Raw genomic sequence first — 20,796 nt, 5'->3', positions numbered from 1 at the left:
GGTGAGAGTCAGAGTTGTTCGGGCGATGCCATCCGGTAGACGAACTGGCCGAGCCCGGACTGCGCGATCGCGAAGAACGGGCCGACCAGGCCTTGCTGAGCGGCGGCCATGCTCAGGTCGCCCAGGCGGACCGCGTCGTATCCGGCGTCGAGACTGAGCTGCCTGACAAGGCCTTGGGCTTCGTCGTCACCGGACCTCAGGTTGCTCGGCCGTACACGGGCATCGGCGATCTGCCGAAGAAAGAGGCGAAGTTGTGTTGAACGCCTTCGCCGTCGGCCCGCCCGTCACCGACGTGACGTACTCGGCGTTGGAGGAGAACCCGGCCGGAGGCCGGGCACCGACATAGAGGTTCGTGGCGTCGAGCACCGTCTTGCCCTCAAGGCCGACGATGGATGACAGAGCGACCTCCACGGCGGTTCCCGGGACGGAGAGCAGCACCGCCTCCGAGGCGCCGACGTCGCCGCCTCCGCGCCCCAGCCGCGTCACCTGGTGCCCGGCACGTTCCCACAGCTCGGCGAGCCCGCCGCCGATGTTGCCTCGTCCGATCACGGCGATGTTCACGCTTCTCTCCTTGCCGGGCTGATGTGCCATGGAGGCCGGTCACGTCAACCGAGACCGGTTCCGGCCAGGCTCGGCCAGACTCGGCGGGGCAGGTTGGGACGTCTCCCGTGGCGTGAACCGACGCTACGGCGGCCATCCGGCGGGCGTCCAAGACTTGTCCGGACGCCGGGCAATAGGATTCGTCTATGGATGTCAGCCCCCGCGTCCTCCGCTACTTCATGGCCGTAGCCGAGGAACTCCACTTCGGCCGCGCAGCCATGCGTCTCTACATCTCCCAGCCGTCCCTGAGCCATCAGATTCGCAAGCTTGAGGAGACCCTCGAAACCCCGCTCTTTGTGCGTTCGAGCCGTCGGGTGCAGCTCACGGCCGCGGGCCGGACGCTGGCGCACGAGGCACCGATAGCGCTGGCCGCGCTGGAGCAAGCCGTGCAGTTCACCCAGCGGGCCGGGTCCGGGATCGCGACGACGATTCGGTTGGGCTATACGCCGGTCACGAGCTTCGGCACGCTCACGGTGCTTCTGAATGCTCTCCAGGAAGACCACCCCGACTTCACGATCGACCCTCGAGAGTTGTTCAGCGCCGAGATTCCCGAACGGCTCTGTGCTGGCGACTTGGACATCGGTCTCGCCCTCTCACCGCAGCCGCGCGACGGGGTAGGGGACGAGATTCTCCGTGAAGAGCCCGTTTCCGCGCTTCTCAGCACTCGCCACCGCCTCGCTGCCGCACCGACGATCCCGGTGACGGTCCTCCGCGACGAGACGCTGCAGCTGTTCCCTCGGCGTCTCGCCCCGGCGTACTACGACGGCATCGTCGCCGCGTGCCACGAAGCAGGCTTCTCACCCGAGATTTGCGCGTTCGAGGATCCGCCGGTAAACGCCATGCTCGCCAGGCTCTCCAGCGGACGCGAGGTCGGCTTGGCCCCTAAATCGTTCGCCGAGCACGCCGCGAAGGCCAACACCGGCATCGTTCGTCGCGATGTGGTCGATCCGTTGATCGTGGCAGAACTCTCGGTGCTGTGGCCCGCGAACGATCCGTCGCCTGCCATTGCGGGTGTCCTCGCCACCGCCCGACGATGCGCTGAACGCAACGGATGGCTACGCAGGCCCATCACCTAGCGCGTGATGCTGCGGCCCGCAGCCTCGATCACCGAATCGCTCCGACACGCACGGTCGCGGTCGTTCGACCCCGTCGCCTGCGTCGCGCAGCCGGCGAGGGCCGCCAACCGTGCACTGCAACACCCCGGGCAGGACGAAAGCTGCGGACTGCCCCGGCGGCAGTGGTGCGGGAGGGGGCGGAGCAGTGGGGCGCCACCGGCGCCGGACCCGGCTACTACAGCTACGCGCTGACCGCCCCGTTCGGCGACCGCCGGCTCGTCGTCGGCACCACCGTCTACGACCTGGCGGCGGAGGTGAGCGGCCAGGACCAGCCCCCTGGGCGGCGCCGCCGCTGCCGCCGCTCACCGCCGCGTTCTGCGACGCCTGACCGGCCGACGCCCTCACTCGCCCCACGGCAGGAGCGCCGCCAGCGCGGCCAGCCCGCCGGTCTCGGCGGGGGAGTGCGGCGCCGACTCGGGAGACAGGGCGCGGAAGGCGATCGGCGCGATGCCGTACGCGGACGAAACCCGGCGTCGCAGCCCGACACCGCTGTCTCAACTTGAGCCGGCGGTTTTTGACTCGGTCGGCGTTCGCTGTCGGCATGGTGGTCAACATCGCGCACTCTCGAGATGCACCTGCCTGTGGTATCTATCTCGCGCGCGAACTGGTGCGCCGTTCCGTGCAGGGCTCCTGAACTTGGGCCTTTGCGGGCGACTTGAAGGCTCATGGAAAGGCTGAGCTCAGGGCGCAGAAGGGTCACGAAATGTAGCAAAAGGTGCATCAGTTGCCTGGCTCGAGGAATGCCGAAGGCGCCCCTCGAGACACGAAGAGCGCCTATGACCTGCAGGTTTACACTTTCAGAGCGGGCGACGAGAATCGAACTCGCGCTCTGAGCTTGGGAATCACCGGCGCAACGGATCTTGCCGTTGAGGCGCTGCGTGCCTGGCTGCGCCGCCGCGGCAGCCGTCCGGCGACGTTCATGGCGATGGCCAAGCACTTTCCCCAGGCATCCGCACCCTTGCGTAAGGCCTTGGAGGTCCTGCTGTGACTCCCCGTCCCACGCGAGCCACCGAGGCCGGCCGCACCTACCTGGACTTGCAGAACCTGGCCCGGCGCAGCGGCCGGCCCACCGAGGAGCTGCATCAGCTGTATGTCCTGGAGTGCTTTCTGGACCGCCTCGTGCGCTCCCCGTACGCGGACCGGTTCGTCCTCAAGGGAGGTGCGCTGCTGGCCGCCTACGACATCCGTCGCCCTACCCGCGACGTGGCTCTGCGGGCCGATCGGCTGGCGGCGACGCCGGAAGCCGTCCTCGATGCTGTCCGGAGCATTGCCGCCGCCGGTAAACCAGGGCGCGGGCTCGCATCGGTCGGGCTCGGCCTCGTGGTTATGCCCAGGCGTCGAGGAGGTCGTCCGGGGTGAGGTGGGCGATCCCTCCGGCGGTGCATCCGCTGCGTGCTACGGCGAGCAGCGGGGTGGCGTCGTCGGCGCCCGGCAGCTGGGACCGGTGGACGATCAGACGGGAGAGGTCTCGCTGGTCAAAGGGCTTGTTCTCCAGCCACTTGATCGAGCCGACGAGCGTGACCTTCTTGGCGATGGGCGAGCGGTCCGCGCCGACGATGTCGATTTCCGGATCGTTGCTCCGGGTCCAGTACCCGCCGATAGCATCAGTGCCAGGAGGAAGCCGGTCGTCGGCCAGTCGCCACAGAGCGTCCCGGAGAACGGGTTCGACGGCCCGTCCTCTCCAGGAGGGCCAGCTGCTGCGGATCGCTTCGACGACCCGCTCCCCGCGGCCCCGCTCGATGGTGGGGATACCCGGACCGATGAAGGAGAGCCAGAAGCGGAGGTACGGGTCTTCGATTCGGTAGCGGGTCTCCCGGCTCGGGCGGGTGGAGAGAGGGGTGTCGGCAGCGACGATCCGGCGGGAGGTGAGCAGCTCCAGTGAGCGGGTCAGTGAGCCGGGGTTGAGGCCGCCGGCCGCGCGGCCGATGAGGGTGAAGGTGCGCTCTCCGTGTCCGATGGCGCTGAGGACCGTGCGGGCCTGTGCCTCGGTGGGGAACTCCGCCGCCAGGGCGCGCTCACCGCTGATCAGCAGAGCGGAGGTTGGCCGCCGCAAGGCCCGGTCCAGGTAACCCCAGAGGTCGGCGCCCCGAGGCCACTCCTCGAGGATCAGCGGAAGTCCGCCGGTGATCAGGAAGGCGTCGAAGGCGTCGGCGGGCGGCAGATCGAGCATGGCGGCCACCTCGGCCGGGTTGAGCGGCGGGACGACCATTTCGGTGCCGCGCTGGTAGAAGGGGCGCCCGTAGGTGTTCAGCTGCTCCATCATGGCCAGATCGGAGCCGATGAGGATCAGCAGTACGGGCAACTTGGACAGGGTCCGGTCGAAAGCCTTTTGCAGCGCGCCTTCGAACGCGGGATCTTCCCGTACGAGGTACGGCATCTCGTCGAAAACGACGACGCTAGGTGTGTCAGCGGGCAGCACCCCCGCCAGGAGGTTCAGGGCGGCGTCCCAGGTCTGCGGTACGGAGAAGTCGGCAACATGGGAGGCGTCGGGCAGCTCAGATCCGGCCACCTCGGCGGCGAAGCCCGCCAAGTCTTCCTGCTTCGAGCCCCCGACGGCTGTGAAGAACACGTGCGGAAACCCTGAACGCTCCAGGAACTCCTCAACCAGCCGCGACTTGCCTACCCGCCGACGCCCTCGGATGAGCACGGCGCGACCTCGCCGCCCGCCACGACCTCCGGTGACCACTGGCGCCAGCAGGTCCTCAAGCGTTGCCAGCTCGGTGCGTCGCCCGACGAAACCATCCATGATCGCCCCTTCCATTGGTTTGAAACATGCAAACAAGAAAGTTTCTTCAATGCAAGTCACTTGTCAGGCGGCCGTCGGTACACCACTCCATCGGCCGTGGCCCGTCCACTGCGGAGCCGATGGCCCGGTCCATGCTTGCGCGACGTCAGTACTTGTCGATCTCATGGCCGCGGTGGCTCCGCGTCCGTCAGGAGCCAGGGGAGATCACGGGAGGGGTCCCTCGGGCTGGGTAGCTCCGCTGTTCGCGATCACGGGTATGGTCATCGGTGCCCGGTCGTCCCTGGCCGTGGAGAGGCGGCGGTGGAAGCGAGAAACCGGCAGCGGACGGTGGGGGAGGTCCAGCGTCAGGTGTACCCCGCCTATCTCACGCACATGGCGCGCGCCTTCGAGGGATGAGGATGGCAGCCGAGGACGACTACGACTCGGCACAGGAACGCCGCCGGGCCATCCTGGCCAAGTTCGAAGACGCCAATGTGTATGAGACGCGGTTCCGGCTCACCATGCTTGCGCCGACGGCGGTGGTCGCAACGGCGGTGCATGCGTTCCGTAAGTGCAGGGCCGTCCGCGATCTCCTGGCCGACGGCCGAGGGCATCATGATGAGGTCTTCCGTGCCGCTCAGTTGCGGTATTCCCGTGCGCTCCAGGCGACTTCGGAACGCCATGCGAAAGGAGCTTGGGATGCCCGAACTACCCTTTCTCCCATACGGCTACGCTCCTGGTGAACAACCTCCGGACCCAATCCGAGGCCGACGGAACGCGGCATGAGTGAGCGCGAGAAGTTTCCCGTCCCGGAAGGGGTTCCGGATCGGAACTCGGCACGGTCGAAGCTTCTGGTGCGGACCTGGTGCAACGGCCTGGACCGGTCTGGACAATCCCCAACCCCCAGGTCGCTGACCTGGGGGTTGGGGGTGGAGCGGGCGACGAGAATCGAACTCGCGCTCTGAGCTTGGGAAGATCACACGGACAGCTTCCGTCCCTGCTGGCCAGCGCCCTCATATCCGGCTCCGACCAGCAGGATCACTTTACAGCGACACGCGACTCAACGCACCAGTTGCCGATCTTTACTCGCACTTTCTTGCACGCCTGTCGCACGCAATAGCACGGGCGCTGGGCCGATTTGTGGCCAGCGACCTCGTGCGTGGTTGACGAGGGTGGTCTTCGCCGGCGGCGTAAGGATTTTGGGGGACTCGCCGACGGTCATGCATTCGTGCGGGTCAGGCCGCAGGCTTTGCCACTTCCGCCTCGGCGGCACGGGCGAGGCGCTCGACCCAGTCCTGGTGATAGCGGTAAAGCGCACCGGGATGCTTACGTCCGAGTTCCTCGACGAAGAAGGGGCCCTGCTGTGTTTCCTCGGTCAATACGTGACAACCATTGTCCGTGGGCGTGATGACCCAGCCGTGGTACGCGCTCGAACCCGTTTCGTCGCCGTCGACTGTCGTCTCCCACGCGAGCCTGGTGAACGGCTCATACTCCGTCACGTCGAGAGTCATGGGAAATCCAACCGTCACTCGGCTGAACTTGGTTCGGAGAGCCAGTACCGACTCGCCGGTCAGGATCTTCACGCGATCTTCGGGAGGGAAGTAACTCGACCAGTTCTCGGCGTCGACGAGCAGCTTCCATACCACTTCAGGCGGCGCCTTCACGTCGATATCATTGAGCGCGTAGAGAGCCGACAACTTCGGGTCATACCGTTCGGGCCATTTTACCTTGTCATACATCGGCCATTTTCCTTTCAGGGTGTTTTGGTGAGAGCACTTCAATGCGCCTCGCGAGTCAACCGGCTTGATTTTCACGCTCGGTCGCCACCTTGGCGAGCGCCGTGAGAAGGTTCTCGTGCGTGCGCCAAAAGACTTCGGGATCCTGCTTCGCCAGTTCGATCCAGAGCGGGCCCCGCATCGTCTCCTCGGTCCAGAGGTGGCTCCCCTTTGGCGTGGGTGTGATGATCCAGGCGTGGTAAGCCCTGGATGCTTCAGACGCCTTGGGGTAACCACCCCAGGCGATACGCGTCTCAGGCTGGAACTCCTGTACGGACGCGAAGACGTCCTGGCCGGCCAGGTTGGTTTCGAATCGAGTTCCGAGGCGCAGTGAGTCATGGCCGTCAAGCAGCTGGACATGTCCGACGCCCGGGTAGAAGGTGGGCCAGGTTCGAGGGTCCACGAGCAGGGACCAGATCGTTTCCGGAGAGGCTTCGACCTCGAGCTCGTTGGTGAAGTGGATGGGGGAGCGGCTGGGAGCCATGGCCTCCGGCCAATTTATTGCTTCAAACATGGAAATCTCCAAACGTTGGACCGCTCCCTGGCGGTCATGTATTCGCGACGCCGGCTGGATGCCCGCGAGCAGCCCGACCGCATCTTCGAAGTCGCGGTCTCCCTCGTCATCGACGTACGAGTTGCTCGGCCGCACTCGCTGCTTGTGCGCTTCGCCGTACACAGGCCGGCCAGAACGTTGACGTGCGCCCGGTTGAAGGTGGATGGCGCTTCATGCGCGGCTGAGTGCCACCGAGTTTCTGACGGCGTCCAGGCCGGCGGCGTGCTCGACAACGGGCTCGTATCCGAGCTCGGCAACGGCCTTGTCCGTCCGCAGGGTGCACTGCTGCCCGAGGAACCATCGCGCGGGAACGGGGACCTCGTCGGCGGCGGTCTCGGCGTCCATGTCGGGGATCGGGACGTCGACGCCATAGATCTCGAACTGGGTCTCCAGGAACTCGCGAAGGGTGACGCGGTGCCGGTCAGTGATGAAGTAGGCCTGACCCGGCCGGCCGCGCTGCCATCCGAGCACGAGTCCCTCGACGGCGTTCTCGACGAACGTGACGTCGGTTGTGTACCGGCCTCCGTCGATCCAAGCGAACTGTCCCGCCTTCGCCGCCGCGACCAGGCCCTCGACGAGGAAGCTGTCGGGACCCCAGACGAACCGCGGGCGAATCGATACCGTGGCGAAGCCCGGGGTATTCGCGTCGAGCACGATCTTCTCGGCCACGGCCTTCACCGCACTGTAAGCGGCCTCCGAGTCGGGCCGCAGCGGCGCGGTCTCGTCGACCTCGACGAGCGGGGCGCCGGCGAGCAGCGCGGCTTCGCTCCCGCAGTGGACGAAACGTGGAACCTGCGCGTAGCGGGCCGCATCGACGGCTGCCTGGGTGCCGCGAACCGTCACCAGCTCATGGCGCTCACGATCAGCGGCGACATCCGTCTCGGCGGCGAGGTGGAACACCACATCACTGCCCGTCACATCGTTCCGCCACGTGAGCGGGTCGGTCAACTCGCCCCGCACGGGCTCCGCGCCCAGCGCCGAGATCTTCGCAGCCGATGCCTCACTTCGAACCAGAACACCTACCGAGTGCCCCGCGCCGAGGAGCCGACGTACCAGCACCTGGCCGATGAACCCGGAACCGCCGGTAACGAACACCTGTGCCATGAATCTCTCCTTCGCTCTGTGTGAGTCCCCTCGCCAGCCCTGGGCGAGAAGGTCTCGTGGGTTCAGAGCAACCAGGGATCCGGATGGCTTCCCTCAATCACAGTCATGCTTCGAAGGTCTGCGATAAAATTCATGGATGGCTTCTCTACGGGCACTGGAGTGCCTTGTCGCCGTCGCGGACTCCGGATCGATCACGCAGGCCGCGCTGCTGCTGCATTCGTCGCAACCTGCTGTCTCTCATCAGCTCGCTTCGTTGGAACGCGAGACCCGGACGGTCCTGCTTCGCCGCGAGCCTCGGGGGGTCAAGCTCACTTCTGCGGGGCGTGCCGCCGTCGCGGATGCCAGACGAGCGATCGAAGCGGCCGCTTCCGCGGTGCGGTCGGCACGCGCAGCGGGTCAAGCGGCTGGGGGTGTCCTGCGATTGGTCTGTGCGCAGAGCCTCACGGTGCCGCTGCTCGCTGCCGTCATTCGTCAGTGGCATCGCCGCTATCCAGAGGTCGCGATCACGCTGCGCGAGTCCACGGCGATGGACGAGGCACTCGGCCTCGTGGACTCCGACGAAGTCGACGTAGCAGTGCTGACCGCTCCCTCGGCCGGCCGCTTCACAATCACCGCCGTCGCAGAGGAGGAGATCGTGGTGGCGACACCCGTCGACCATCTGCTGGCCGAGCAGTCGGCGGTACGCCTTGAGGATCTTGAAGGTGCGCCGCTCGTTCACTTCACACCGGACAACGGCCTCAGCGCCTGGCTCGACCAGTCCTTCGCCCGCGCGGGAGTCCACCCGGAGACGGTGATGAGGACATCGGTGACTGCGACGGCGCCGCAGCTCGCGGCTGCCGGATTGGGAATCGCCGTGTGTCCCGTGAGCGCGGTCAGCCACGGCTTTCCGGGAGCAGTGCGACCGTTCTCTCCGCGGTGGGTCAGACAACTGGTGGCGGTGACGTCCACGGAACCGGATCCGCTTGTCGCACGTTTCATCGGCGATCTGCGCAGTCTCGGCATGAGTGTGCCTCTCGATGTGCGGAATCAGCTCGCACAGGACGGTCTTCCGGAGGAGACACCACGGCCGTCCTCCTGAGCATCGCCGCCGCAGCCGACGGCGACGAGGTGTTCGGGATGCCGCTGTTCCCGCGGGCGGCGAGCGCGTACGCCGAGGTCGTGTCGGCGCCGGCGTCGCACCTGGTACGCAAGCCGGCGTCGCTCTCGCACGTCGAGGCGGCAGCGCTGCCGGTCGTCGGGCTGACGGCGTGGCAGGGCCTCGTCGACCTCGCCGGCGTGAGCGAGGGCGACCGCGTCCTGGTCCACGGCGGTGGTGGCGGGGCCGGCCACGTCGCGATCCAGATCGCGAAAGCGCTCGGCGCGCATGTGATCACGACCGCCGGCGGGAGCAAGCGAAAGTTCGTCGAGGCGTTCGGCGCCGACGAGGTGATCGACTGCACGGAGGTCGACTTCACCGAGGCGGTCCGCGACATCGACGTCGTACTCGACATGATCGGCGGCGACACCGTCGAGCGGTCGCTCGACGTGCTCCGCCCCGGCGGGCACCTGGTGACGGCGGTCGCCGAGGACGACGCGCAACTCGTCGCCAAGTACGAGGCGGCCGGCGTGCGCTTCAGCGGCATCGCGGTCGACCCCGATCCGGTCGCCCTGCGCGGTCTCGTCGAACTCGTCGAACTCGTCGAACTCGTCGAACAGGGCAGGCTCCGGGTCCACGTGCAGGAGACGTTCCCGTTCGAGCGCGTCACCGACGCGCACCGGCTGCTCGACGGCGGTCACCTCCAGGGCAAGCTCGTCCTCACCCTCTGATCCCGTCGTGGGGCCCCGCGTGAGCGAGGCCCCACTGGCGAACGGCTACCAGCCTCCAGCCGTGCTTTGCTCTGCCCTGCGCTTCCTCACCACAAGTGTTTCTAGCTGTTCACACGGAAGATGTGACTTCCCGCGCCGACTGAGAACCGGGTGTAGCCGTCCTGGCGTCCGCGTACCGACCACCACGTGCGACAAAACGCGCTGTCGGCTGCCGGTCCCCGGTCCCCCGGTCTCGCATTCTAGACGACCGGTCTAATCTGGTGTTACGGTCTACACATGTCAGTCACCAAGGTGGAGACGCGCCAGAGTCTTCTGGAAGCCGCACGACGGATCGTAGCCGCGAAGGGCTACGCCGCGGTCGGCATCAATGAGGTCCTCGCCGCGGCCGGTGTCCCAAAGGGGTCGTTTTACCACTACTTCGCCTCCAAGGACGCCTTCGGCGAGGCGATGATGAAGAGCTACTTCGACGACTACCTCACGACCATGGATGGCATCGTTGTCGACAAGGGCAAGAGCTCTGCAGAGCACCTGATGAGCTACTGGCAGAGGTTTTACGACACGCAGGCTGTGGACGACTGCCAAGGCGGGTGCCTGGTCGTCAAGCTCGGCGCGGAGGTTGCCGACCTCTCCGAGGTGATGAGGGTGGTGACGAAAGTCGGGACCACTGCGATCGTCGACCGCCTGGAGCAGATGATCGCCGACGGTATTGCGGATGGGTCCGTGTCCGTGGATGCAAGCCCCCGCACGGCGGCCGAGGCTCTCTACGACCTGTGGCTCGGAGCGAGCATGATGGCGAAGATTCATCGCAGTGCGCACCATCTCGACCGTGCCATGACTGTCACCCGCCAGGTCCTCCACACCTGACAAGCCCTCTACTGCCTGCGACACACCGGTCCAGGCGGCGGGCTCCATCTACTAGTAGACCGGTCTAAACTTGGAGGCCGTCGTGACCACCAACCTCATCCACTCCGACGCGAGCGAACTCGCTGAGTTGATCCGCAACAGGGAGGTCTCTTCCGTCGAGGTGGTGCAGGCGCACCTCGATCGCATCGAGGCCACCAATCCGAAGGTCAATGCCATCGTTACGCTCGCCGACGGGGCTCTTGAGTCCGCGAAGGCCGCGGACGCTGCAGTGGCGGCCGGCGTGGAGGTCGGGCCGTTGCACGGCGTGCCGTTCACGGCCAAGGACTCGTTCGACACCGCCGGGGTGCTGACCCAGCGTGGTTCCCCGATCTTCGAGGGCCGCATCCCGGACACGGACGCCACCAGCGTGGCCCGTCTGAAGCGTGCCGGCGCGATCCTCCTCGCGAAGACCAACCTCCCGGAGTTCTCGTACTCGACCGAGTCCGACAACCTCCTGACAGGCAGGACGAACAACCCCTGGAACCTCGACCGTACGTCCGGCGGTTCCAGCGGCGGCGAATCAGCAGCGATCGCGGCCGGCATGTCGCCTCTCGGGCTCGGCAGCGACCTGGCCATCTCGGTGCGCGGGCCGGCTGCTCACACCGGCATCGTCGCCCTCAAGGCAACGCACGGGCGAATCCCGATGACCGGGGTCTGGCCACGGGCGCCCCGCCGTGACTGGCACGCCGGCCCGATGGCCCGCACCATCCGCGACCTCGCACTGGCCTATTCGCTGCTGTCCGGCCCGGACGGTGCCGACGGTTTCGCCACCGTTCCGCACGAATTCGACGCCGGCCTGGGCACGTCGCCGGACCGGCCCGTCCGCGTCGGATGGCTGATCGACTCCGGACTCGGCCCGATCGACTCGGAGGTCGCCGCCACCGTGCAGAAGGCCGCCGAAGCGCTGCAGAGTACGGGGGTTCTGGTCGATGCGGTGAGCATCCCGGCGCTAGAGGGGGACAATCCGCTCGACCTCTTCTACCGACAGCACGTCATGGAGGTCAAGCCGGCCTTCCGGGACGTCACCGCCGGTCACGAGGACCAGATGGCCAAGGTCTCGAAGCACATGCTCGCAAGCCCCGACACGTCCATCCACGACTACGTCCTGGCCGAACAGGGCGTCGAACGTCTCCGGGACGCATTCACCGAGTACTTCCAGCAGTACGACGTCCTCCTGCTCCCGGTCCTGCCCATCCCTGCCCACGAACACGGACTCTCCCGGTTCACCATCAACGGCCAGACGGTGAAAGCCGCCCACATCCAGACAGCGACCATTCCGTTCAACCTGACCGGACTCCCGGCGCTGTCCATGCGGTTCGGCACCAGCGGCGACGGCATGCCGATCGGTGTGCAGCTGGCAGCAAACTGGCACTCCGAGTCGACAATCCTGCACATCGCCTCGCTGTTGGAGTCGCTCAGCCCGGTCCGTGACCAGCACCCCACGATCTGACAAGCGTGAGGGGCCGCCACGGTGAACTCGGGTCGAACCGCGCCTTGCCGAGTGCGCGGCCGAGTTCGCTGATCCGTGTGCGCGACCAATTCAGCTACGGACCCCAGGACGGCGTTCTGCCTCGGCATTGCCGCTCTCCGCATTGGTCAGGATCGCGCTCGCGACCACTTCGAAGAGGTGGCCGGCGCGTGGCGCGAGCGAGGGTTGGTCGCCGAGCCAGGCGAGCGCCGCCACCAGCGCGAACAGATCGGTGCCGTCGATGTCGGTCCGGGCTGCGCCCGCGGCCTGGGCGCGTGTGAGGAGCCGCGCACCGGCTGCGCGCAGGGTGACACACGAGGCGTGGAGTGCGGATTCGCTGTCCTCGATGGCGGCTGCCATCAACACGGTCACGCCCCGGTACTCGGTTGTCCAGGCGACGCAGTCGCGCAGCCACGAGACGAGCGCGTCTTCGGGTTCGCTCATCCTCTCCAGCTCGTCCGCCTTTGCCGTCAACTCGTCGAAGCTCGTGCGGAGCAGGGCATCGAGCAGCGCCTCGCGGGTCGGGAAGTGCCGCAGCAGCGTGGCGAGCCCGACGTCTGCCCTGCGTGCGATGTCGCGCAGTGACACGTCGACGCCTTGCTCGGTGATGGCGGTGCCCGCTACTGCGAGCAGCTGGTCGCGGTTCTTCCTGGCGTCGGCCCGCATCTGTCCCTTGACTATCCGGATCAGTGATCCATATATTCGCACCAGTGGTCCACTTATGTGGGTCACTGATCCGAATAAGCGTATCCCGCAGTCCGGGCAGGAGAAAACAATGCCGACACACACGATGCGGGCGGTCCGGCTCCATGAGCACGGCGGCCCCGAAGTTCTGCGTTACGACGAGGTGCCGATTCCTGAGCCGGGGCCGGGTGAGGTACTCGTCCGCGTGCACGCCATCGGCATCAATCCTCCGGACTGGTACCTGCGCGGCGGGCTGACCACGATGCCCGGAGAGCCGGAATCGACAGTCAGCCTGCCGGTGATTCCGGGGACAGACGTGTCGGGCGTCGTCGAGGCCGTCGCCACGGACGTGCACGGCCTCGCCGTAGGCGACGAAGTCTTCGGCCTCCTGCGCTTTCCCAGCTTCAACGGCAGCGCATACGCCGAGTACGTCGCCGCCCCCGCGTCGGACCTCGCACGCAAACCGACCGGCATCGATCACCTGCACGCCGCCGGGGCACCCATGGCCGGCCTCACCGCGTGGCAGTTCCTGATCGAAGTCGGTCACGATCATCCTTCGCCCTTCCAGGAGGCACGGCATCGCCCGACGGCACTCGACGCCGACGCGACGGTGCTCATCAACGGCGCCGCGGGCGGCGTGGGGCACTTCGCAGTGCAGCTCGCGAAATGGAAGGGCGCGCGGGTCATCGCGGTGGCATCCGGCGCGCATGAATCGTTCCTGAGGGATCTCGGCGCCGACCGGTTCATCGACTACACCAAGAGCCGTCCCGAGGAGCTTGTACACGACGTCGACCTCGTTCTGGACACCGTCGGCGGCCCCCACAGCAACCGCTTCCTGCGCACGCTCAAGCGCGGCGGCGCTCAGTTCCCCGTACTTCCCGGGGACTTCGACGAAGAAGAAACCGCGAAGCTGGACGTCACGGTCTCGAGTGCCCAGGTCCGCTCGAACGGCGCGCAGCTCGCCGAACTGGTACGCCTGCTCGACACGGGCACGGTCCGCGTCGCGATCGACAGCACGTTCACGCTCCCGGATGCACGAGCCGCGCACGAACGCGCCGCCCGGGGGCACATCCGCGGCAAGATCGTGCTCACGGTCGTCTAGGAACGAGCCGCTTCACCAGGGCGTCCGTGCCCGTCCTCGCGGCATCGGCGGCCATCGAGACAGCCGACGCGGAGAACGTGGGGCGCGGTCGGCGCCCAGGCGGTCGCGATGCTCATGTCCCATCGCCCGCTCTCCCTGGCCCGCCGAGTGGCCGCTGCCGATGTGCGCGCCCGATCTCTCTTACCGACAACCGAGCACAAGCGAGACTTGATATGACGACAACTACCGCTTCCGGCTGGGGAAGCAGCCATCTGAACACAACATCGGCGGGAGAGGTGGATCTTGACCCGGTGGAGCAGCTCGCCATCCAGCAGACGCTGGGACGCTACGCCTTCGCCCTGGATCACGGAGATCTGGTCACGCTGGCGAGCGTCCTGACGGAAGACGCCACCTGGACGGTCAACATCGCCGGTGAGGTCGAGCAGGGCCCCTTCGTCGGGCACGCAGCGATTCTCGGCCTCGTGCGAGATGCGACCGAAGCCCGAACCGATCAACGAAGGCACAACCTGATCAACCTGGTATTCCACCATGCGGACACCGACACGGCAGTGGTGTGGGCCTATCTGATGCTGACGTCGAACGCGGGCGGGAGCGTGAACGTGATCGCGACCGGCTTCTACACGTTCGCTCTGCGGCACGCCGACGGCGAGTGGCGCATCGCGAAGCTGTTCGTCGGCATGGACAACGCCGTGTGAGGTTCAGTGATCGCTGAAGTATCAGTGCAGGGCGACGGCAATGGGCGCCGTCAGGCATCGCGGTCGGGCGGCGCGTAGTGCAGGTGCCCCTGCTGGCCAACGAAGACGCCGAGGCGATCATCGCTCGGGTCGGGCCCGCGTGACAGGAGATGACGTGGACCGGCGGGGCGGCAGCTGAAGTCTTGGCGTTCCGAACCGCACAAGCCGAGAAGTGCGCTGTCCTCTTCCGACGTCCCGACAACGGACAGCACCGCCCGCGGATTGCCCAGTCAAGCCGGACTACCTCGACCCCTTCCTGGATCGGTACCTGCCGTCCGCTCTGCGGCTCTGCTGCCTTTCCCAGCCCGACAGGGCCGGTTGTCAGCAGCGACTACGCCCTGTCGGTTCAGGACACCAACCTCGACGATCAGCTGTTTCCGGTCAACAGGAATCATCCGAATCGGCGGAGCGGTTGTGGTGAGGTCACAGCATGGCCTCGATGAGGTGGGGACCGGGCTCAAGCAGTGCGCGGCGAAATTGCTGGGCGAGTTCCTCCGCGGTCCGGGCGCGAGCGGCGGGCACACCCATGCCTGTGGCGAGGGAGACGAAGTCCAGATCCGGACGAGCCAGGTCCGCGGCCCCGGTGGCCAGGGACAGTCCCTGTCCGATCGACAGGCCGGTCAATCCGAGGAGGTCGTGGGCCTGCGCACTGGCTGTGGCGGCATGCAGCGTACCTTACCGGCCATGATCGACTCATCGCGGAGGGTGGCGCCCGGCGGCAGGATGGCGCCAATAAATGCCACCGTGAGTTGCCAGGGGGCGGAGATGCCGCTCACCGTTCTGGCATGAGAAGGATCTATCGCAACTCTTACTTTTATCGATGATCGGACGGGAAGGGCGGGTACCTCCCTGGCTGTTGGACTGTCCGACGAGGACGGGTGCACCGCCTGTCCTGCGGAACATGCGTGGAGCGTTCGATGCCGTATTCATTGAAGGGCAAACGCGTTCTCATCGTGGGAGGCGGCTCTGACATCGCTGCTGCCCTGGCCACTGATCTCCTCCAGGAGGGCGCACGGGTCACGCTCGCGGGCCGGAACATCGAGAAGACGGCCGCCGCGGCGAAGGCCGTCGGGGACGCCGTCCGGCCCATCGCACTCGACCTCTCGAACGAGGAGTCGATCCGGGCGGCCGCGGATCAGGTCAGGGCCGCCGGCGGGCTGGATCATCTCGTCAGCGTCGCCACGGAGCGAGGCAATGGGCCGGTCGCCTCCCTTGAGCGCCGCGCGCTGCTCGCGGCCTTCGATGCCAAGGTCGTGGGCCCGATCCTGCTGGCCAAGCACTTCGCCCGGTTGATCGCCGAGGAGGGGTCGCTGCTGTTCTTCTCGGGCCTGGCCGCGTGGCGGCCGTCGCCGGGACTCGTCGCGATGGCAGCCACCAACGGCAGCGTGAGCACACTTGCGTCCGCTCTCGCGGTCGAATTGGCGCCCACGCGTGTCAACGCCATCTCGCCCGGCGTGATCGACACCAGCAACTGGGACGCCGTGGTGCCCGACAAGCAGGAGCTGTTCCGACACGTCGCAGCCTCCGCGCCGGCGCGCCGTGTGGGGGATCCCTCCGACGTCTCGGCTGCCGCCTGCGCGTTGTTGATCAATCCGTACATCACCGGCGAGACCCTCCACGTCGACGGTGGAGCGCGCTGGTCCTGACCCGGCAACGCGACACAAGTGAAGAGCAGCAACAAAAGAAGGAGCACTCACCATGAGCAACATCAGCATCATCGGTCTGGGGCAGATGGCCCGCGTTCTCGCTGCCCGCGCGCTCGACGGCGCCAACACCGTCGAGGTCATCGGCCGTGACGCGGCCAAGGCCGCGGACGTGGCCGGCGCGCTCGGCCGCGGCGCCACGGCGGGAACAGTAGGCGCAGTCCCGGCCGGAGACATCGTCATCCTCGCCGTGCCCCACGGCAGCGCCGTGCCGCTCGTCAGCCTGTACGGGGACGCACTGGCCGGCAAGGTCATCGTCGACATCACGAACCCCTTCAACCCCAGTGCCACTGGGGTTGTCACCCCCGACGGCACCTCCGTCGCGCAGGAGGTTGCCAAGGCCGCCCCAGCGAGCGCCCACGTCGTCAAGGCGTTCAACACCGTCTTCGGCGATGTCCTGGCCCAGGGGCGCCCGCTGGACGTGTTCATCGCCGGTGACGACGCGCAGGCCAAGGCGAGCACGTCAGCGTTCATCGAGAGCATCGGACTCCGCCCGATGGACACCGGCGACCTGAAGATGGCGCAGTGGCTGGAGGGAGCCGGCGTGCTGATGATGGGCCTGGGACGCCATGGCGTGGGGAACTACAACTTCTCCCTCGGCGTCAACATCGCCGACTGAGATGTGCGCATCGTGAAGTTGCTGGTCACGGGTGTGGTATGCGGGCTGGGAGAGGTGCTCGTGCCGGTCGGTGGCGGGTGTCCATGGTGAAGATCGTCTGACCGGTCGGTCGGAGCCGTTCTCGGGTTCTGCTGCGCCTGGCGTGGTGCCGCTCCTACGATCCGTGACCGGGCCGGTACGCCGGGAGCGCGGGAGGGTGCGGGGATGCGGGAGCTGGAGCAGATCACGGCCCGCCGGGGCGAACTGGACGCACTGACCGAGGAGCTGACCAAACAGCTGCAGGAGGTCCAGGCGGAGCGGGAGGAGCTGGTGATCGCCGAGCGGGTCCTTCACCGGCCGGCCGAGCAGAACCGGGCCGCGGACGATGACGCTGCGGCCGTCGCCCCGAGGCCGGCCCGGGTGGCAGGCCAGGCGGTGCTGCTGATCCCGCACCGCGGCGAGAGTGGTGACGAGGCCGCGCTGCCCGCTGACTACCGCAAGATCCTGCAGGTCGTGCGGGCCGTCGGCGGGCCGGTGCAGGCCAGGAGTGTCGGTGAGGAGCTGGGCCTTCAGGTGGCGGTGCGCGGCAAGCTGGAGCCGCTGCGGGCGAAGTTGACCAAGCTCGCCGACCGCGGCTGGCTGCACAAACGAGGCGACGGGAAGTTCACGCCCGCCCGTAGCCGCGCAGGAGGAAGGGGCGCGGCCGGGCGTAACCGGCAGGCTCCCGGCGGCAGTTGAGGTTGGTGTAAAGAACAACCAGCACACCACCGAGGGCCCTGATGGCCTTGTCTGCACCGCCCGCCTGCCACTGTCGAGCGCCACTTTGAACTATCTCGCCGATCTGATACGCGGCCACTGCAAGAAGATCGGGTCGCGGTGGCGGGCCCTGCCCCTGGGAAGGATCGCGGGCCTGGTGCCGGCGGTGCTGCGCTGTGACCAGCGGCCGGGCGGCCCACCCCGGACGGACCTCGGAGGTCACCGCCTGCCGTCACGCAAACTCACCAGCAAGTTACGGGCGGCCGGGCTCGGCGCGATCGCCGACCTGGGATTAATCGGGCTCGACGACAGCGATCCCCACGCCGACCCGACGGTGATCACCGGCTACAAGGCCTCCAGGAACCGGCCGCTGACGCGCGGGCAGAAGCTGTCCAACAAGGCATTGGCGGCAGTACGGGCACCGGTCGAGCACGGGTTCGCCCACCTGAAGAACTGGCGCGTCCTCGGCAAGGTCCGCACCGACCCCACGTGGGCGACCGCTCTGGTCAGGGCGCTACTGGTCCTGACGAACTGCGAAATCGCCCGGTGACCGACGATCTTCGCCAAAGTCATCCGCCCACGACCAGCGCGAGCATCCCGAACCCCGCGCACACCAGACCCGCGACCAGCAACTTCACGATGCACAGTGCTCACTGTGGACAGGAACGGCGATGGGCGGTCAGGCTCGGACAGCGCCCCGAGTGGTGCGCGAGTGGTGCGCCGCGCCTGACTCCCTCCGACACCCGTCTCTGGGGGGCCGACACACACCGTGTCGGCCCCCCAGAGACGGGCCTACGGCCATGAAGACGGCGCCTCCGGGACAGATGAGGAGCCACCTCTAGTCACTCAACTCCCAATGAGCACAAAGGATTTAGTGTGTGTGGCCGCAACCCCGGCTGCGCCGCCCGCCCGATGCGAGTGTGGCGCAGGTCACTTGAAATCAATCTCACTACTTGAGGCCCCTGTCGAACTCGCAAGCGATTGCATCCTCGGTGTGCCGCCCGGGGGGCTTCGAGGACTCAAGTGGTGCGCAAGTAATGCGAGGGGCCTGAAGAGGGCTGGACAACAAACAAGCTCCAGGCCGCTGACCTGGAGCTTTGTCGTGGAGCGGGCGACGAGAATCGAACTCGCGCTCTGAGCTTGGGAATCACAGGGGCATTCCGCCAAATACGTGCAGGTCAGGCGGTATCCGCGCCGAGTCGGCCAACAGGAGGGGCAATACCACTGCTGCCCGCTGTTCCCTGCGAGACACCACCCTGACTGGTGTGAAAGTGGCGTGGGGGTGGCCGACTTCCTCCACGGATCGCAGTCGGCGCCCATCCGGTCAGTGTGCCCATCGCGCGGTTGAGGAGCACGGGCAGCGGAGTCGTCCGGTGGTCGGCCGTGTCGGTGGCGGGTCGAGGCAGGCGAGCGCGGAGGCGACGAGGGACTGGGTCCGGGGGCATCGCCCAGGGGCCCGATCCGCTACGTGGGTAGGTCCCTGAACTGGTGCTCCTCTGCCGGGGTAGGGATTTGAACCCACGGCCTCTTCGTCCCGAATGAGACCGGGGGAGATCGCGACCAGCCCCGAAGACGCTTGTGCTGGTGAGGGTGTCGGCTTTGAATGGCGCGGCGTGGTCTCCCGAGTGCTCGGGGAGCAGGCCGGCTCCCAGAGGGCTCCGACACGGACCCGGGCGAGGGCGGTTCAGCTCCCGCTCGTGTGGCTCTGGCGCACCCGGGTGTCCCCGGTGAAGGGGTTCGGTAGAGACTGCAGTATGCGGGCCGGGGCGAGTGGCTCTTGGGCAAGTGGCCCTCGACTGGGTCGCCTTGTCCTGACGCGGCGTCAGGCCTTCACCGCAGGCGGCGCGGCTGCCCGTGCCCGCCGCGCCGGGCAAGTGTCCGACGCACAGCCATGTCCGACGCGCGCGGTGTCGTCTTCGAGGCGGAGGAGGACGGCGAGCACACAGCCGTCGACGACCTCGAGTTCGAGCGCGTGGCGGCGCAGGCTGGAAAGCTGGGCGCTGCTGGTGCTGCGGCGGACGACGAGCGGCGAGTGGTCGCCGAGCGTCGCGAATGTGCGGCTCATCGGGGCCCGGCGCAGCCCGAGCCGCCAGGTCAGCCAGGTGTGCACGTTGACGCCGCTGCCGCGCAGGATGTCCCGGGTGACAGGGATCCGCACGCCCAGGACGTCGCCCTCGATGACCATCGAGTCGGGCTGGAGCGGTTCCTCCTCCTCGATGGGGCGGGCGCCGCGGGAGACGAGATCGACGAGGCCGTCAGGAGTCTCGCCCAGTTGATCGCTGACCAGGCACTGCTTCAGGCGCCACGGGGTGACCGGGTGCAGTTCCATCACCCGGGCGAAGAGTTGCGCCCGGGAAAGGGGGCCCGACTCGGTGACCACCGCGACCATTGCCTCCACCGCCGTGGCGTACGGGGAAGCGCGCAGGTGCGTCCACTCAGTCAGGGCCCAGGTGCCCTCAGGGCGGATCTGCTGGAACCGGTCGTCACGGCGCAGTGCCTCCCGCACCGCCGCGACGGTCGTCGCGGCCATCGGGTCGAGCAGTTCGTCGGGTCGGCATGGACGCCCGGCCTCCAGCAGCCACAGGTACGCGGCGTCGCGTCCCCGCGCCTTACGGCGGACCCAGTGCCCGTCGGGGCTCAAGGCCAGCCGCGACTCGGAGTGCTTCAGAAGCCAGGTCAGGGGGAGGCCCGCCGGCAGTCCGGCTTCGGCAGCCACCCGGCCGAGCTCGTCACCGCGGAAGGGCGCGGCGTCGACGAGTCGACGCAGAGCGCCGCCCAGCGCCCTGGGATCGACACTCCACCACCCGCGCAAGGGCCCTGCCCACGTCCGCGGCGCGTCCAGTCCGGCTGCGGCCAACAGCTCTTCCAGCGCCACGTGGTCGACGACCCCAAGCGCGGCGGCGAAGGCCTCTCGCGGGGCGGCCGGGCCCGCGCCCGCGGCGCGGGCCGTCTCCCGCCAGCCGCTCTGGATGATGTCCGCCATCCCCGCGAGCCGCTTCCGCGCCCCGTTCTGGAGCTGGCGCGCGCGCTCGCGGCTCAGCCCGAGCACAGCCCCGACCTCGTCCAAAGTCCGGCCCTCGGCCCGACCCGCGACGACCGCCCGCTCACGCTCGTCGAAGGCCCCGGCCTCCCACGCCCTGACCAGCCACTCACCCATCGACCACTCCTCC

20 protein-coding genes and 2 pseudogenes are annotated in these 20,796 nt (G+C 67.6%); 14 read left to right on the top strand and 8 right to left on the bottom strand.

Features of this window, described 5'->3' with window-relative positions; genetic code table 11:
- Nucleotides 1-186 precede the first annotated feature (186 nt).
- Nucleotides 187-561: a hypothetical protein gene (locus tag OIE51_RS13620; protein ID WP_326597918.1), complete on the bottom strand. Its 375-nt coding sequence runs from the start codon at nt 559-561 to the stop codon at nt 187-189.
- Nucleotides 562-746: 185 nt separating this feature from the next.
- Between OIE51_RS13620 and OIE51_RS13615 the strand changes: the two genes are divergently transcribed.
- The 3 genes from OIE51_RS13615 (at nt 747) to OIE51_RS13605 (ending at nt 3,074) form a co-directional block, all read left to right on the top strand.
- Nucleotides 747-1,676 (top strand): LysR substrate-binding domain-containing protein, encoded by a 930-nt coding sequence (locus OIE51_RS13615; RefSeq protein WP_326597917.1) that lies wholly within the window; start codon nt 747-749, stop codon nt 1,674-1,676.
- Between the two features lie 754 nt (nt 1,677-2,430).
- On the top strand, nt 2,431-2,703 hold the full coding sequence (locus tag OIE51_RS13610) for a hypothetical protein (RefSeq protein WP_326597916.1): 273 nt from the start codon (nt 2,431-2,433) through the stop codon (nt 2,701-2,703).
- Nucleotides 2,700-3,074, top strand: a complete 375-nt coding sequence (locus tag OIE51_RS13605) for a nucleotidyl transferase AbiEii/AbiGii toxin family protein (RefSeq protein ID WP_326597915.1) — start codon at nt 2,700-2,702, stop codon at nt 3,072-3,074. Before OIE51_RS13610 ends, OIE51_RS13605 begins: the two co-directional genes overlap by 4 nt.
- Here OIE51_RS13605 and OIE51_RS13600 read toward each other — a convergent pair.
- Nucleotides 3,040-4,461 (bottom strand): ATP-binding protein, encoded by a 1,422-nt coding sequence (locus OIE51_RS13600; RefSeq protein ID WP_326600620.1) that lies wholly within the window; start codon nt 4,459-4,461, stop codon nt 3,040-3,042. The genes OIE51_RS13605 and OIE51_RS13600 overlap by 35 nt on opposite strands.
- Before the next feature lie 398 nt (nt 4,462-4,859).
- Here OIE51_RS13600 and OIE51_RS13595 point away from each other — a divergent pair, with 398 nt between their 5' ends.
- A complete protein-coding gene (locus tag OIE51_RS13595; protein ID WP_326597914.1) occupies nt 4,860-5,183 on the top strand; it encodes a hypothetical protein in 324 nt (107 codons plus the stop codon).
- Between the two features lie 492 nt (nt 5,184-5,675).
- Here the strand turns inward: OIE51_RS13595 and OIE51_RS13590 are convergent, their stop codons facing one another.
- Genes OIE51_RS13590 through OIE51_RS13580 form a run of 3 tightly spaced genes read right to left on the bottom strand, consistent with a single transcriptional unit; the run spans nt 5,676 to nt 7,872 of the window.
- Nucleotides 5,676-6,179, bottom strand: coding sequence for an SRPBCC domain-containing protein (locus OIE51_RS13590; RefSeq protein WP_326597913.1), 504 nt, complete (start codon nt 6,177-6,179; stop codon nt 5,676-5,678).
- Nucleotides 6,180-6,234: 55 nt separating this feature from the next.
- Complete coding sequence (locus OIE51_RS13585) at nt 6,235-6,891, bottom strand: SRPBCC domain-containing protein (RefSeq protein ID WP_326597912.1); 657 nt, start codon at nt 6,889-6,891, stop codon at nt 6,235-6,237.
- 48 nt (nt 6,892-6,939) lie between these two features.
- Nucleotides 6,940-7,872: an NAD-dependent epimerase/dehydratase family protein gene (locus tag OIE51_RS13580; RefSeq protein WP_326597911.1), complete on the bottom strand. Its 933-nt coding sequence runs from the start codon at nt 7,870-7,872 to the stop codon at nt 6,940-6,942.
- A gap of 136 nt (nt 7,873-8,008) precedes the next feature.
- Here OIE51_RS13580 and OIE51_RS13575 point away from each other — a divergent pair, with 136 nt between their 5' ends.
- The 4 genes and pseudogenes from OIE51_RS13575 (at nt 8,009) to OIE51_RS13560 (ending at nt 12,031) form a co-directional block, all read left to right on the top strand.
- Entirely contained in the window at nt 8,009-8,950 is a 942-nt protein-coding gene (locus OIE51_RS13575) for a LysR family transcriptional regulator (RefSeq protein ID WP_326597910.1), read from the top strand.
- Nucleotides 8,951-8,970: 20 nt separating this feature from the next.
- Nucleotides 8,971-9,678 (top strand): annotated as a pseudogene (locus tag OIE51_RS13570) (NADP-dependent oxidoreductase); the annotation flags it as partial.
- Nucleotides 9,679-9,954: 276 nt separating this feature from the next.
- Nucleotides 9,955-10,542 (top strand): TetR/AcrR family transcriptional regulator, encoded by a 588-nt coding sequence (locus OIE51_RS13565; RefSeq protein WP_326597909.1) that lies wholly within the window; start codon nt 9,955-9,957, stop codon nt 10,540-10,542.
- A gap of 82 nt (nt 10,543-10,624) precedes the next feature.
- On the top strand, nt 10,625-12,031 hold the full coding sequence (locus tag OIE51_RS13560; RefSeq protein WP_326597908.1) for an amidase: 1,407 nt from the start codon (nt 10,625-10,627) through the stop codon (nt 12,029-12,031).
- A gap of 90 nt (nt 12,032-12,121) precedes the next feature.
- Here OIE51_RS13560 and OIE51_RS13555 read toward each other — a convergent pair whose 3' ends face one another.
- Nucleotides 12,122-12,715 carry a TetR/AcrR family transcriptional regulator gene (locus OIE51_RS13555; RefSeq protein WP_326597907.1) on the bottom strand — a complete coding sequence of 198 codons (594 nt, stop codon included), beginning with the start codon at nt 12,713-12,715 and terminating at the stop codon, nt 12,122-12,124.
- A 109-nt stretch (nt 12,716-12,824) separates the two neighbouring features.
- On the opposite strand from OIE51_RS13555, the gene OIE51_RS13550 reads away from it, so the two are divergent.
- Together OIE51_RS13550 and OIE51_RS13545 are read left to right on the top strand one after the other, a co-directional pair.
- Nucleotides 12,825-13,835 carry an NADP-dependent oxidoreductase gene (locus OIE51_RS13550; RefSeq protein ID WP_326597906.1) on the top strand — a complete coding sequence of 337 codons (1,011 nt, stop codon included), beginning with the start codon at nt 12,825-12,827 and terminating at the stop codon, nt 13,833-13,835.
- 290 nt (nt 13,836-14,125) lie between these two features.
- Nucleotides 14,126-14,530 carry a nuclear transport factor 2 family protein gene (locus OIE51_RS13545; protein ID WP_326597905.1) on the top strand — a complete coding sequence of 135 codons (405 nt, stop codon included), beginning with the start codon at nt 14,126-14,128 and terminating at the stop codon, nt 14,528-14,530.
- A 462-nt stretch (nt 14,531-14,992) separates the two neighbouring features.
- On the opposite strand, the gene OIE51_RS13540 is transcribed toward OIE51_RS13545, so the two are convergent.
- Nucleotides 14,993-15,193 carry a thiamine pyrophosphate-dependent enzyme gene (locus OIE51_RS13540; protein ID WP_326597904.1) on the bottom strand — a complete coding sequence of 67 codons (201 nt, stop codon included), beginning with the start codon at nt 15,191-15,193 and terminating at the stop codon, nt 14,993-14,995.
- A gap of 293 nt (nt 15,194-15,486) precedes the next feature.
- Between OIE51_RS13540 and OIE51_RS13535 the strand changes: the two genes are divergently transcribed.
- The 4 genes and pseudogenes from OIE51_RS13535 (at nt 15,487) to OIE51_RS13515 (ending at nt 18,176) form a co-directional block, all read left to right on the top strand.
- The gene (locus OIE51_RS13535; protein WP_326597903.1) at nt 15,487-16,215 is read left to right on the top strand and encodes an SDR family oxidoreductase; all 729 of its coding nucleotides are present in this window, start codon (nt 15,487-15,489) and stop codon (nt 16,213-16,215) included.
- 40 nt (nt 16,216-16,255) lie between these two features.
- Nucleotides 16,256-16,891, top strand: a pseudogene (locus tag OIE51_RS13530) (NADPH-dependent F420 reductase); the annotation flags it as partial.
- A gap of 204 nt (nt 16,892-17,095) precedes the next feature.
- A complete protein-coding gene (locus OIE51_RS13525; protein WP_326597902.1) occupies nt 17,096-17,608 on the top strand; it encodes a hypothetical protein in 513 nt (170 codons plus the stop codon).
- Nucleotides 17,609-17,693: 85 nt separating this feature from the next.
- On the top strand, nt 17,694-18,176 hold the full coding sequence (locus OIE51_RS13515) for a transposase family protein (protein ID WP_442811918.1): 483 nt from the start codon (nt 17,694-17,696) through the stop codon (nt 18,174-18,176).
- A 1,272-nt stretch (nt 18,177-19,448) separates the two neighbouring features.
- On the opposite strand, the gene OIE51_RS13510 is transcribed toward OIE51_RS13515, so the two are convergent.
- Nucleotides 19,449-20,783, bottom strand: a complete 1,335-nt coding sequence (locus OIE51_RS13510) for a sigma factor-like helix-turn-helix DNA-binding protein (protein ID WP_326597901.1) — start codon at nt 20,781-20,783, stop codon at nt 19,449-19,451.
- Nucleotides 20,784-20,796: the final 13 nt, after the last annotated feature.

The organism is Streptomyces sp. NBC_01803 (assembly GCF_035917415.1).
Classification (GTDB): Bacteria; Actinomycetota; Actinomycetes; order Streptomycetales; family Streptomycetaceae; genus Streptomyces.
The sequence above is the reverse complement of the archived record's forward strand: the minus strand, read 5'-3'. Positions and strand labels throughout refer to the sequence as shown.

What these genes read in the sequence shown, in the direction of transcription:
- OIE51_RS13615 (WP_326597917.1), top strand. Translation starts at nt 747, where the DNA reads ATGGATGTCAGCCCCCGCGTCCTCCGCTACTTCATGGCCGTAGCCGAG.
- OIE51_RS13600 (WP_326600620.1), bottom strand. Translation starts at nt 4,461, where the DNA reads ATGGATGGTTTCGTCGGGCGACGCACCGAGCTGGCAACGCTTGAGGAC.
- OIE51_RS13595 (WP_326597914.1), top strand. Translation starts at nt 4,860, where the DNA reads ATGGCAGCCGAGGACGACTACGACTCGGCACAGGAACGCCGCCGGGCC.
- OIE51_RS13590 (WP_326597913.1), bottom strand. Translation starts at nt 6,179, where the DNA reads ATGTATGACAAGGTAAAATGGCCCGAACGGTATGACCCGAAGTTGTCG.
- OIE51_RS13580 (WP_326597911.1), bottom strand. Translation starts at nt 7,872, where the DNA reads ATGGCACAGGTGTTCGTTACCGGCGGTTCCGGGTTCATCGGCCAGGTG.
- OIE51_RS13575 (WP_326597910.1), top strand. Translation starts at nt 8,009, where the DNA reads ATGGCTTCTCTACGGGCACTGGAGTGCCTTGTCGCCGTCGCGGACTCC.
- OIE51_RS13565 (WP_326597909.1), top strand. Translation starts at nt 9,955, where the DNA reads ATGTCAGTCACCAAGGTGGAGACGCGCCAGAGTCTTCTGGAAGCCGCA.
- OIE51_RS13555 (WP_326597907.1), bottom strand. Translation starts at nt 12,715, where the DNA reads ATGCGGGCCGACGCCAGGAAGAACCGCGACCAGCTGCTCGCAGTAGCG.
- OIE51_RS13550 (WP_326597906.1), top strand. Translation starts at nt 12,825, where the DNA reads ATGCCGACACACACGATGCGGGCGGTCCGGCTCCATGAGCACGGCGGC.
- OIE51_RS13535 (WP_326597903.1), top strand. Translation starts at nt 15,487, where the DNA reads ATGCCGTATTCATTGAAGGGCAAACGCGTTCTCATCGTGGGAGGCGGC.
- OIE51_RS13525 (WP_326597902.1), top strand. Translation starts at nt 17,096, where the DNA reads ATGCGGGAGCTGGAGCAGATCACGGCCCGCCGGGGCGAACTGGACGCA.
- OIE51_RS13510 (WP_326597901.1), bottom strand. Translation starts at nt 20,783, where the DNA reads ATGGGTGAGTGGCTGGTCAGGGCGTGGGAGGCCGGGGCCTTCGACGAG.